This window comes from Nocardiopsis sp. YSL2 (assembly GCF_030555055.1).
GTDB lineage: Bacteria > Actinomycetota > Actinomycetes > Streptosporangiales > Streptosporangiaceae > Nocardiopsis.
This window is the reverse complement of sequence record NZ_JAMOAO010000001.1, coordinates 5,118,103-5,130,447: the sequence shown is the minus strand read 5'-3', so window position 1 is coordinate 5,130,447 and position 12,345 is coordinate 5,118,103. Positions and strand designations below refer to the sequence as shown.

Annotated in this window: 9 protein-coding genes; 5 read left to right on the top strand and 4 right to left on the bottom strand. The window is 71.1% G+C overall.

Going from position 1 to position 12,345, the window contains the following annotated elements:
- Window positions 1-4 precede the first annotated feature (4 nt).
- Window positions 5-1,801 carry an acyl-CoA dehydrogenase gene (locus M1P99_RS22590; protein WP_304454579.1) on the top strand — a complete coding sequence of 599 codons (1,797 nt, stop codon included), beginning with the start codon at window positions 5-7 and terminating at the stop codon, window positions 1,799-1,801.
- 261 nt (window positions 1,802-2,062) lie between these two features.
- On the top strand, window positions 2,063-2,410 hold the full coding sequence (locus tag M1P99_RS22585; protein ID WP_304454578.1) for a VOC family protein: 348 nt from the start codon (window positions 2,063-2,065) through the stop codon (window positions 2,408-2,410).
- Here M1P99_RS22585 and M1P99_RS22580 read toward each other — a convergent pair.
- Window positions 2,388-2,714, bottom strand: coding sequence for a hypothetical protein (locus M1P99_RS22580; protein WP_304454577.1), 327 nt, complete (start codon window positions 2,712-2,714; stop codon window positions 2,388-2,390). The two genes, M1P99_RS22585 and M1P99_RS22580, sit on opposite strands and share 23 nt — an antisense overlap.
- 220 nt (window positions 2,715-2,934) lie before the next feature.
- On the opposite strand from M1P99_RS22580, the gene M1P99_RS22575 reads away from it, so the two are divergent.
- Window positions 2,935-3,270 carry a trypco2 family protein gene (locus tag M1P99_RS22575; RefSeq protein ID WP_304454576.1) on the top strand — a complete coding sequence of 112 codons (336 nt, stop codon included), beginning with the start codon at window positions 2,935-2,937 and terminating at the stop codon, window positions 3,268-3,270.
- 178 nt (window positions 3,271-3,448) lie between these two features.
- On the top strand, window positions 3,449-7,177 hold the full coding sequence (locus M1P99_RS22570; RefSeq protein WP_304454575.1) for a tetratricopeptide repeat protein: 3,729 nt from the start codon (window positions 3,449-3,451) through the stop codon (window positions 7,175-7,177).
- A 285-nt stretch (window positions 7,178-7,462) separates the two neighbouring features.
- Here the strand turns inward: M1P99_RS22570 and M1P99_RS22565 are convergent, their stop codons facing one another.
- Complete coding sequence (locus tag M1P99_RS22565) at window positions 7,463-7,954, bottom strand: hypothetical protein (protein ID WP_304454574.1); 492 nt, start codon at window positions 7,952-7,954, stop codon at window positions 7,463-7,465.
- 560 nt (window positions 7,955-8,514) lie between these two features.
- Here M1P99_RS22565 and M1P99_RS22560 point away from each other — a divergent pair.
- Window positions 8,515-9,360: an NAD-dependent protein deacetylase gene (locus tag M1P99_RS22560; RefSeq protein WP_304454573.1), complete on the top strand. Its 846-nt coding sequence runs from the start codon at window positions 8,515-8,517 to the stop codon at window positions 9,358-9,360.
- 36 nt (window positions 9,361-9,396) lie between these two features.
- On the opposite strand, the gene M1P99_RS22555 is transcribed toward M1P99_RS22560, so the two are convergent.
- The gene (locus M1P99_RS22555) at window positions 9,397-11,805 is read right to left on the bottom strand and encodes a lysylphosphatidylglycerol synthase transmembrane domain-containing protein (RefSeq protein WP_304454572.1); all 2,409 of its coding nucleotides are present in this window, start codon (window positions 11,803-11,805) and stop codon (window positions 9,397-9,399) included.
- Window positions 11,806-12,008: 203 nt separating this feature from the next.
- The gene (gene rpmF / locus M1P99_RS22550; protein ID WP_304454571.1) at window positions 12,009-12,179 is read right to left on the bottom strand and encodes a 50S ribosomal protein L32; all 171 of its coding nucleotides are present in this window, start codon (window positions 12,177-12,179) and stop codon (window positions 12,009-12,011) included.
- Window positions 12,180-12,345 lie beyond the last annotated feature (166 nt).

Genomic DNA, 12,345 nt, shown 5'->3' with positions numbered 1-12,345 from the left:
CACCGTGGCGTCCACCGTTCTCTCCGCACGCGACCTGCAGTTCATGCTCTACGAGTGGCTCGACGCCGAGGCGCTCACCACGCGCCCCCGGTACGCCGACCACTCCCGTGAGACCTTCGACGGCGCCCTCGACCTGGCCGAACGCGTGGCCACCGACCACTTCGCGCCGCACTTCAAGACCAGCGACGCCAACGAGCCGCACTTCGACGGCGAGCACGTCCACGTCATCCCCGAGGTGAAGAAGGCCCTGGAGGTCTACGCCGAGACCGGCCTCAGCAGCCTGTCGATGCCCGAGTCGGTCGGCGGCGCCCAGGCGCCCCGCCTCATCTCCAGCGCCTGCAACGCCTGGTTCCAGGCCGCGAACCTGGCCACCTCCGCCTACCCGTCCCTGACCTCGGGCAACGCCGCACTGTTGCTGACCCACGGCAGCCAGGAGCAGATCGACACCTTCGTGCGCCCCATGGTCGAGGGCCGCTTCACCGGCACGATGTGCCTGTCCGAGCCCCAGGCGGGCAGCTCCCTGTCGGACATCACCACGCGCGCCGAGCCCGCGGGGGACGGCACCTACCGGCTCTTCGGCAACAAGATGTGGATCTCGGCCGGCGACCACGAACTGACCGAGAACATCGTCCACCTCGTGCTGGCCAAGATCCCCGGCGGCCCGGCCGGGGTCAAGGGCATCTCGCTGTTCGTCGTCCCCAAGCACCTGGTGGCCGAGGACGGCACCCTCGGGGAGCGCAACGACGTCGTCCCGGCCGGGCTCAACCACAAGATGGGCTACCGCGGCACGGTCAACGCGCTGCTCAACTTCGGCGAGGGGCGCTACACCCCCGGCGGGGAGCCCGGCGCGGTCGGCTACCTGGTCGGGGAGCCCCACCAGGGCCTGCAGTACATGTTCCACATGATGAACGGGGCCCGGATCGGCGTGGGCGCGGGCGCGATGGCGGTCGGCTACACCGGCTACCTGAAGTCGCTCGCCTACGCCCGCGAACGCCTCCAGGGCCGACCTCTGGGGGCCAAGGACCCGGCCCAGCCCCAGGTCCCCATCGTCGAGCACACCGACGTCCGCCGCATGCTGCTGGCGCAGAAGAGCTACGTGGAGGGCGCCCTCGCACTGGTGCTGTACTGCGCGCGGCTCTACGACGACACCCTCAGCCACGAGGACCCGCAGGCGCGTGAGCACGCCGACCTGCTCCTGGACGCGCTCACCCCCATCGTCAAGAGCTGGCCCTCGCAGTGGTGCGTGACCGCCAACGACCTGGCCATCCAGATCCACGGCGGCTACGGCTACACCCGCGAGTACGACGTGGAGCAGCACTACCGCGACAACCGCCTCAACCCGATCCACGAGGGCACGCACGGCATCCAGGCCCTGGACCTGCTGGGCCGCAAGGCGGTCCTCGACGGCGGCAAGCGGCTGGGGCTGCTGGTGGAAGCCGCCCGCACGGCCGTGGAGCGCGCCCGCGCCCTCGGCGGCGCGGAGGCCGCCTACGCCGAGCTGCTGGAGGCCGCACTGACCCGCACCACCGAGACGGCCGCCTCGGCCTGGTCCGAGGGCGACCCGGCCGTCGCCCTGGCCAACGCCACGCCCTACCTGGAGGCGGTCGGGCACGTGGTCATCGCGTGGATGTGGCTGGAGCAGGCGATCACGGCGCACGGCAAGGAGGGGGCCTTCTACGAGGGCAAGCGAGCGGCGGCCGCGTACTTCTTCCACCACGAGCTGCCGCGCACGGGGCCGCAGTTCGACCTGGTGGCCTCCCGCGACCGCACCGTCCTGGACGTGTCCGCCGACGCGCTGTAGCCCCGCACCACCTGGCGGGGGCGGGACCGGGTTCCGCCCCCGTGAGGTGAGTCCGGGCGCCTCGGGGTACTCAGGGGGCGAAGTGCTCCCCGCACTGGGGCCGGGACCAGGGACATGAGTGCGACGGAGGCCAGAGCCCGAAGTAGACAGGTTCTCCGGCTCGGCGCAGCCCAGAACCTGTTTCGCAAGGGTGTACGAGGACGGGTGTGCCGTAGTACTCCTGGAGAGTCCGACACACATCCGCTTCCATTGGAGCCCACGATGTCCGTTCGCCGAGTCATGCCCATCGTGCGGTCGGAGGCCGCGCGGGACAACCGTGAGTTCTACGGCCTGCTGGGCTTCGAGGAGGTCATGAACCACGGGTGGATCATGACGCTCGCCTCCCCCACCCAGCCTGCGGCGCAGGTCAGCTTCATGGCCGAGGACCGGACAGCGCCGGTCGTCCCCGACATGAGTGTGGAGGTGGACGACGTGGACGCGGCCTACGCGATCATGCGGGAGCGGGGTGCGGAGATCGTCCACCCGCTGCAGGACGAGGAGTGGGGCGTGCGGCGGTTCTTCGTCCGCGACCCCAGCGGCCGGGTCGTCAACGTGCTGGAGCACCGCTGACCGGTGCGGGCTCCGCCCGGCGTTGCGGTCGGCGGAACGCGAGGACGGCGACGGTGCCGAGCGCGGCGGCCATGAGCAGGAAGGCGGCCCGGTCGGTGCCGACCCCCGCCGCCACCGCGGTCGCCGCGGCGAGGCCGACGGCACCGCCGAACCGCTTCCCCGCGTTCATCAGGCCGGAGACCGCACCGGCCTGCTCCGCCGGGACACCGGTGGTCACGATCGTGGCGAGCGGGGTGTTCAGCAGGCCGTACTCCCCCGCCCGCTGCGCGGTCACCCCGAGCTGCCAACCACGCCGTCTGCTCAACCGCCTCCGGCGACACGGGGCCGGCCGGACCCAACACCCCCGTCGGGGGCTTCCAGGTTCACACGAGCGACGGAAAGCGATCCCGGCACCTGTCAAAACCACCGTTGACTGGAAGAAGGGCCGGCCGGATACGGTCACCCCTCCCTCTTCGACGCCACAGCGCGGGTTCTGCCATCGTAGGCTCGCACCCCCTTCGCCCCTGCCCGTCGAGGAGACCGACATGGAACTTCGCCTGACCGACGCCGTCCGCACGTTGCGCGAGGAACTGACCGAGGCCGTCGAGGAGGCCGAAGCCCAGAGCCCCGACATGACCTTCACTGTCGGGCCCGTCCAGATGGACTTCGAGGTCCAGTTCCGCGTCGACGGCAAGGCCAAGGGCAAACTCTCCGCGTGGATCGCCTCCGGCGAGATCGAGGCCGGGGCGAGCCGGACCCGCACCCACCGGGTGTCCTTCACCCTCACCCCCCGCCCGAAGGACACCCCCGACGGCGACGTGTCCATTACCAGCACAGCGCAGACCACCCACGCCGCTCCGCCCCCCTCCTACACACGCTGAGGCATCCGTCCATCCCCCACCAGCCCTCTCGTGCCAGTGACCGGAGCGCATGTTGGACACCGCCCAACGCATCACCCGCATCACCACCCCCCACGGCAGCGGGTCAGGGTATGTGATCGCCCCACGTCTGGTGTTGACCAGTGCCCACACCGTGCCCCCGCCCGATGGCCAGGTGCAGGTGCACACCGCAACCGACCACCAGCCCTCCATGGGGCACGTGGTCTGGCGAGGCACCCCGAAGGGGCACGACGACGCCGCTCTCGTCCACGTCACCGACCCGGGCTGGGTCGAGCGTGCGGTGGTCACCCGGTGGGGGCGGCTGGTCACCACCACCCCCGGCACCCCGTGTGAGGTGTGGGGCTTTCCCGACCTGGCCCAACGCCCCGGCCGGGCTGCGGAGACCGTTCAGCTGATGGGTACGGTGGCCCCGGGCACCCACTTCGTCAACCACCGGCACGTGATGGACCTGAGCTCCCACCCGCCCCGCTGGTACCCGCACGAAATCCGAGAACAAGAGCAGGCCGGGCAGCGGCGTTCGCTGTGGGCGGGCCTGTCCGGGGCCGGAATGCGCTGCGGCGACGGCCAACTGCTCGTGGGTGTGGTGGCCGCCGACCTCGAACACCGCGACCACGCCGCCCTGGACATCGTGCCGGCCTACGTCCTGCACCACGACCCCACCTTCCGGGCGGTGTTGGCCGAGCACGGCGTGTCCCTGGTGCTGGAACCGGTCGAACTCGCCCACCTGGCCCTCACTCCGCGCTCACACCACCGCCCCTCCCCGGCATCGTTGTTGGAAGCCCACCGCCAGGTGGTGGAATTCCACGGCCGGGACGGGACCATGAGAACCCTGCTGGAGTGGTCCGACAGCGACGAGCCGCTCACGGCGGCGGTGGTGCACGGGCCCGGCGGGCAGGGCAAGACCCGCCTGGCCCACGAACTCACCGCACGCCTGGCCCACCCCGACACCCCGGGGCAGCGATGGGCCACGGTGTGGCTCAAGGAGAATGCCACCGTCGACGAGCTGGGCCCGGTCAAGAACGCCACGGCCCCGCTGCTGGTGGTGGTGGACTACGCCGAGACCCGCACCGCGCAGCTGGTCCGCCTGCTCCAGCTGTGCGACCGACCCCCCGGGCATGCCCCCGTCCGGCTGCTGTTGTTGGTGCGCACCCTGGGCGAGTGGTGGGAGCAGGTCAACACCGCCACCCACCACCTCCTGGCCGACATCGCCCTACAACTCCCGCTACCGCCGCTGGCGCCCCGCACCACCGAGCGCACCCAGGAGTACCGCACCGCCCTGCACCACCTCGCCGACGCCCTGCCGGCGGCCCGCACACCCCGCCAGGCCGACTGGGGACGGGTCGCGGCGGGCCTGGCCGATCCGGACCTGTCGGGCCCCGAGTGGGAGACCGTGCTGAGCGTGCACATGCGCGCCCTGGCCGACCTGCTGGACGCCACCCAACACTCCACCGCCGTCACGGCCGACAGTGCGGTGGAGGGTCGGGTGCTGGCCCACGAGTTCCGCTACTGGGACCAGACCGCCGCCGCCTACGGCCTGGGCGACGCCGACCTGGCACAACCGCTGCGCGACGTTCTGGCCCTGGTCTTCACCCTCGCCCCCGCCGATGTCGAGGAAGCAGACGAACTCCTGGGGAGCGCTGCGGTGCTGGAGGACCAGACCACCGCCCGCAAACACCAGATCCGCCTGTGGATCAGCGGCCTGTACCCCCCGGACGGGGAGTGGATGTGGGGGCTCCTGCAACCGGACCGGCTGCTGGAGTACTTCCTCGGCCAGCGCCTCCAGCGCGACCCCGTCCTGTTCGACCCGCACCTGGACACCATCACCACCGCGGACGCCGAACGTCTGGTGACCCTGTACGCACGCGCGGCCGCGCACCCCGCCCTGGCCTCCGTGGGAGGGCACCTGACCACACTGTGCACACGCCACATCCACACTCTGGGTCCAGCGGTCATCGACGTGGCCACACGGGTGGAGCACCCCGGTCCGCTCGTCCAAGCTCTGGACGACGCGACCAGCGATCCTGGTGCCTCGCCCGAGGCCCTGGGAGATCTCAGCGATGCCCTGCCCCTGTCCAGCCAGCGGCTGGCGGTATGGGCCGAGCGCCTGAGCGCGCGCCTGGTCGAAGCACGTCGAGCACAAGCCGAACAGGACCCCGACGCCTACCTGCCCGGCCTCGCGATGGCCCTGAACAACCAAGCACTCCGCCTGGGCGACCTGGGGCGAATCGAGGAGGCCCTGGATGCGGTCACCCGAGCCGTCCGCATCCGCCGCGCCCTGACCGCGGAACACACCGACGCCCATCTCCCGAGCCTCGCATTGTCCCTGGACAACCAATCCAACCGCCTCGCAGACCTGGGGCGGCTCGAAGAAGCACTCGAAGCCGCCACCGAAGCCGTCCACCACTACCGGGCACTCGCCGAACAACACCCCGACGCCCACCTACCCGACCTCGCCAGGGCACTGAACAACCGGGCGCTCCGCCTGGGCGACCTGGGACGGGACGAAGAAGCACTCGGAACCATCACCGAAGCCGTCCACCACTACCGGGCACTCGCCGAACAACACCCCGACGCCCACCTACCCGACCTCGCTATGGCACTGAACAACCAGTCCAACCGCCTGGGCGATCTGGGACGGGCAGAAGAAGCATTCGAGGCCATCACCCGAGCCGTCGACATCCGCCGCACCCTGACCGAACAACATCCCGACGCCCACCTGCCCGACCTCGCCGGATCCCTGAACAACCAGGCGCTCCGCCTGGGCGACCTGGGACGCACCGAAGAGGCACTCGAGGCCGCCACCCAGGCCGTCCACCACTACCGGGCACTCGCCGAGCAACACGCCGACGCCCACCTGCCGGGCCTCGCCCTGGCACTGAACAACCAATCCGTCAGACTGGGCAACCTGGGGCGAACCGAGGAGGCCCTGGAGACGGTCACCGAAGCCGTACATATCCGCCACACCCTGGCTCAGCAGTACCCCGACGCTCACTTGCCCGAGCTCGCCAGGACCCTCAACAGCCGATCCAACCGCCTGGGCGAACTGGGGCGGACCGAAGAAGCACTCGAGGCCATCACCCGAGCCGTCGACATCCGCCGCACCCTGACCGAACAACATCCCGACGCCCACCTGCCCGACCTCGCCCTCGCACTGAACAGCCAGGCGCTCCGCCTGGGCGACCTGGGACGGGACGAAGAAGCACTCGCAACCATCACCGAAGCCGTCCGCCACTACCGGGCACTGGCCGAACAACACCCCGACGCCCACGTCCCAGGCCTGGCAAGGGCTCTGAACAACCAGGCGCTCCGCCTGGGCGACCTGGGACGGGACGAAGAAGCACTCGAGGCCGCCACCCAGGCCGTCCAGCACTACCGGGCGCTCGCCGAACAACGCCCCGACGCCCACCTACCCGACCTCGCCCTGGCACTGAACAACCAATCCGTCACACTGGGCAGCCTGGGGCGAACCGAGGAGGCGCTGGAGACGGTCACCGAAGCCATTCGCATCCGCCGCACTCTGGCCCGGCAACGCCCCGACGTCCACCTGCCCGACCTCTCATTGGCTTTGAACAACCAAGCGGTTCGTCTGGGCGAACTGGGGCGGACCGAAGAAGCACTGGAGGCCATCACTCAGGCCGTCCAGCACTACCGGGCGCTCGCCGAACAACGCCCCGACGCCCACCTACCCGACCTCGCTAGAGCCCTGTACAACCAATCTCTGTACTTGAGTGATCTGGGGCGGACCGAAGAAGCACTCGAAGCCGTCACCCGAGCCGCCGAAATCAAGACGGCTCTTGCGGAGGAGCGCCCTGCCGTGCACCGGCAAGAACTGGAGAATTCACTCCGGCTGCTCGAAGACCTCAGGAATTCCGAAGCCGGCCGGAAGTAGCTTCTCACCCGATGGCCGCAGGTTCGAATCCTGCCGGGTGCGCCACAGAACCCCAGCTCCGGCTGTTCAAGCTTTCTTGGCCAGGAGCAGCCCGAGGACTGGACGAACAGCACCGTGCTCAGCACCGCTCTCTGGTAGGCGCGGGGTCGGTCGGTCTTCGGTGGTGGGGGCAGCAGGGGCTGGACGATCTCCCCGAGCCCGCCGGGCAACACATCGCTCAGAGCACGTGATCATGTCAGGCCCAGAGTCGCTTCGCGGGACTTCTGAGATCAGCTCTAAGAGGATTTAATCCCCGGAGAAGATGAGATACCTATGGGGCTTCAAGGGCACCAGCTTGGCGATCGCGACCAATTCCTCAACAACCGAAGGGCGACCGCTCTCCGGAAATTCTCGAGAGACACTCGCGAGTTCGGCTAGTACGGCAGATATTTGTCGGGAATTGAACACCGTATCATCATAGGGGTCAACCCAGCCCAGCATCGGGAAATCCGAATGGGATTCAACCCTTCTCAGAAAGTCGCCGATTCCAGGATGTATGCACCGCGCCACAACTGTGTCGGCATAATCACACACCAGAGCACTCATTGGCAAGGAGAACACCTCCAAGGACAGAGAGATCGAAAACTGGATCCACCGTGACCTGTACCAGGTCCTTGGCCCCGTACTGGCGGCCCCGCCCGATGATTCGTAGTCGTTGATCGCCGGTTCCGGGCAGTGGGCCAGCACCTGCTTCAGCCCGGTGCTCTGTTCGGTGTCCAGGTGGTCGGGGTGGCTCACGATACAGGCCGTGACCTGACCAACCGTGGGCGGTTTCGGCTTCGGGACAGCGGGGACGAGCCCGCGGGGTCGTGACCGCGGTGATGTGCAGCGTTCGGCTGTGCCGGAAGGCCGTGCCAAGACCGGGCCCGGCCAGGTGGAGGAATAGAAGGTTGAACAGGGAGGAGAGGGACACTTCGCATCACGGAGGGTGAGGGCCAGGTGGTGCAGGCGTCGAATGCGTGCCAGAACCAGTATTCACGTGTCCGCCTCGGCCAAACAACCAGTCGTCCCAGTCGGGGTCGCTGTCGCTGTCGGAGTCGATCTTCGGTTCGACTTCGGTCGCGAGCCATTCCAGGTCAGCGGCGGCGCGAACGGGGCCGAGGGGTGTGAGCCGTCGAGGGGTCACCCGGCCCGTGCGTCATGAACCTGGCCCCCACAATCTGCACGCGCACAGCCCGTCCTCGGCGGGTACGAGGTAGCCGAGGATCTCACCGTCCTCGTCGCGGTGATGGGGCCCGCAACCGGTTTTCGAGGTGGGCAGCGCACCGCTCGCCGGGGCGCCGCCTATCCTCGGAAGGGTGAGTAGCACGCTCGACACCGACGAGCCGGTGGCTTGGGCCGCCCGGATCCGAACGGTCCTCGGGGCCGGTCCCGTGGCCGTCCTGACGGGGGCCGGTGTGTCCACCGACTCCGGCATCCCCGACTACCGGGGGCCGGACTCCCCGCCGCGCACACCGATGACCTACCAGCAGTTCACCGGCGACGCCGCCTTCCGCCGCCACTACTGGGCGCGCAACCACGTGGGCTGGCACCACGTGCACCGCACGCTCCCCAACGACGGGCACCGCGCGCTGGCCGACCTGGAGCGGGCGGGTGTCGTGGACGGCGTCATCACGCAGAACGTCGACACCCTGCACGGCGCGGCGGGCAGCAGGCGCGTCATCGACCTGCACGGCCGCTACGACCGCGTGGCCTGCCTGTCCTGCCCGGAGCGGATCACCCGGTCCCGGCTGCACGAACGCCTGACCCTGCTGAACCCCGGCTTCACCGACCGGGTCGCCGACGTGGAGGTCGCCCCCGACGCCGACGCCGTGCTGGCCTCGACGGAGGGCTTCCGGGTGGCCGACTGCGAGTCCTGCGGCGGTGTGCTCAAGCCCGACATCGTCTACTTCGGCGAGAACGTGCCCAAGGCGCGTGTGCTGGAGGCCTACCGCCTGGTCGAGGGCGCCGGCGCCCTGCTCGTGGCCGGTTCGTCGTTGACCGTGCTGTCGGGGCGCCGCTTCGTCAAGCGCGCGGCCGAGCAGGGCAAACCGGTCGTGATCGTCAACCGGGGCGCCACCCGCGCCGACCACCTCGCGGCCCTGACCGTGGACGCGGGCTGCACACAGGTCCTGCGGGCCCTGGCCGAGGCCTACACCCGCTGATCCGCGCGCCCGGACCCGCCGTGCCCGCCCCTTCGATCAGATCGCCTCGCGGCGCTGCAGGTAGACGAAGGAGCCCCAGCCGGGCAGGACCGGGAACCAGAACGTCAGCAGCCGGAACAGCAGCACCGCGGGCAGCGCGACCGCGGCGGGAACCCCGGCCACGGCGGTCAGGCCGCCGATGAGCGCGGCCTCCACCGCTCCCAGCCCGCCGGGCGTGGGCGCGGCCGAGCCGATGGCGTTGCCCGCCAGGAACACCACCGCGACCGCCACCAGGCTCACCTGCGTGCCGGGAGAGGTGAAGGCCAGCACCGAGAAGTGCAGGCAGAGCACGAACGCCACCGTCAGCAGCAGCGTGCCGCCCAGGCCCATGGCCAGGCTGGCCGGCCGCTGGAGGGTGTCCATCAGACGGGGCAGCACACCGCGCAGGTAGGGGCGCAGCCGGTCGGCGAAGGCCCGGCGCAGGCGCGGCACCAGCACGACCACGGCGACCGCGGCCGTGCCCGCGATACTGACCCCCACCACCGTGGGGGAGGGCGTGAACCCCGTCCAGTACGAGGTACCGGTCAGGTAGGCGCACACGAGCAGCAGCGGGACGTGGACCATGAACCCGACCAGCTGGGACAGGCCGACCGCCGACAGGGCCAGGGAGGTGGGGACGCCGGCCTTGACCGCGAAGCGGGCGTTGATGGCGATCGCCCCCAACCCCGCCGGTGCGGCGATGCGCACGAACGAGGCGGCGTACTGCAGGGCGACCGTGCGCCACCACGGCAGGGGCACGGGCACGAAGCCGATGAGGATCATGGCCGCCGCGACCATGCACGTGGTGGCCATGGCCAAGGCGGCGACCGCCCACATCGGGTCGGCCCGGCCGATGGCCGTCAGGTCCACACCGGCCAGCTGGTAGGCCAGGATCAGACCGACGACGGTCGCGACGATGACGCTGACGACGGTGCGCGGCCGCATCCGCTCCAGGCGGGCGGGGGCGGCGGGCGCCTCTGGGGCGATCCAGGCGATCCGCTCCCCCACCTCGGACAGCAGTCGGCGGTCGCGGCGCAGGCCGCGACGGGTCTCGGAGGGCAGTCCGGCGGGTTGGAGGAAGGGCAGGACCGCGGCGGTGGCGGCCACGCCCAGGGCGCGCACGGCCGAGTCGACGGACCGCTCGGCCCCCACGCGCATGGCCAGGAGCGTGACCAGGGCGGCGTTGTCCAGGGACGACTTGAGCGGGGGCGAGGCCACCGCGCCGCGGTCGACCCCGGTCAGGACGACGTGCCGGGGGTCCTCGCGCAGGACGCCGACCGTGGCTCCGGTGAGGTTGCCGTGCGCGAGGCGGCGGCGGTGCAGGGCGCCGAGGCTCTCCCACACCCGGTCGATGAGGTCGTCGGTGATCTCCTCGTCGGCCAGGGAGTCGAGGGTGCGTGTGTCGGGCAGCTCGCGGGCCACGATCACCGTGCCGGGCCCGGCCTCCCCGACCGCCAGCACGCGCGGGACGGTCACGCCCGCCTCGCGGGCGCTGAAGCTCATCAGCGCGGCGTGCTCGGCCCGGCGCCGGACCCCGTAGAGCATGCGCGGCGCGACCGGCCCCCGCAACAGGAGCAGGTCGCGCAGCCTGCGCCAGAACCCGGCGGTGTTCTCCGAGCTGAGCAGCGACAGCTCCGCGCGGGTTCCGTCGTCGAGGTCGGCGAGGTAGCGCGGATTGCCCTCCTCGTCGGTGCCCGCGCCGGCGATGGCGGTGGCGGTCAGCCCGAAGCGGCGGAGTTCGGCGTGCAGGCGCGCGTCGACCGGTTCCGGGGGCTGGGCCCCGAGCACGTAGCGGGCCAGGGCGGCGCAGACGATGCCGACCAGGACGGTCAGCAGCAGGGCGGGGCCGCTGCTCACACCCGCCAGCAGGGCGCACAGGGCGCCCGCGACGACGCCGGTCCACAGCAGTGAGCGCACGCGCGGCAGTCCGGTGGGCATGGTGAGCGCGAAGGCGATGGCGGCCGCCACGTAGCCGAGGGTGGCGCCGGTGAACACTTCGGCGGGCACGCTGTTCAGAGCGTCGCCGGGCATGTCCGGTACGGGCGAGGGGGCGCGGCCGAGCAGTGTGCTCAGGGCCGCGTTGATGAGGGAGGCCAGGGCGTAGGCCGCGACCGCGGCGGTCATGACGCGGGCGAGGCCGCGCAGGTCGCCGTCGATGAGGGTGCGCAGGACGGTGTAGGAGGCCAGGACGAGGAGCAGGAGGTTGGCGGCCACCGCGACCAGGAACAGCAGCCCGGTGGGCAGCAGCGCGCTCAGCAGTGCGGCCCCGGGCATCCGGTCCCCGTCGGTCACCACGCGCGCGGCGAGGAGGATCGCCGCGACCGCGACCAGGCCGGCGGTCCCGACGAGGAGGTCGACGGGTCTGCGCGGGGTCTTCGCGGTGCGGGGGCCCGGGGCGGGCGCCTGCGGGTCGGTTCGGGTCGTCACGCCTCCCAGACTGCCCGACCCGCGCTGCACGCGGGGCGAGGATCGGGGGCGTTTCGTCCGTTATGCACGGTTCGGGGCAGCAGTGTGACCGCCCCGTGCCCATTCCGGGGCGCTGTGGGCGGACGCCGTCCGTCGCACGGGCGGGCGCCTGGCCTCCGGGCACCTCCGGGGCGGGCGCCCGACGGGACGCCCGCCACGGCGCCTCAGTCGGGCAGGGGCAGCAGCCCGCGCCGGTAGGCGGCGACGAGGTTGCGCGGAACCCGGTACTCGCGCCCGCTCAGGTGGAGGGTGACCAGGTCGGGGGTGTCGGCCTTCCACTGGGAGCGGCGGGTGCGGGTGTTGGACCGCGACATCTTGCGTTTCGGTACGGCCATCGGCCCTGTCCTTGTCGTTCTGGTGGTGGTCGCCCCGGCGGGACGCGCCGGGGGGGGTTCGGGTGGCGACGGCTCCGGCGGCGCTCGCGCCGGAGGGTCCGGTGACGGTCGCGCCGGGCCGGACGGGCCGGGGCGGACCGCCCGCCGGGACCGGGGCGGCCGTGGC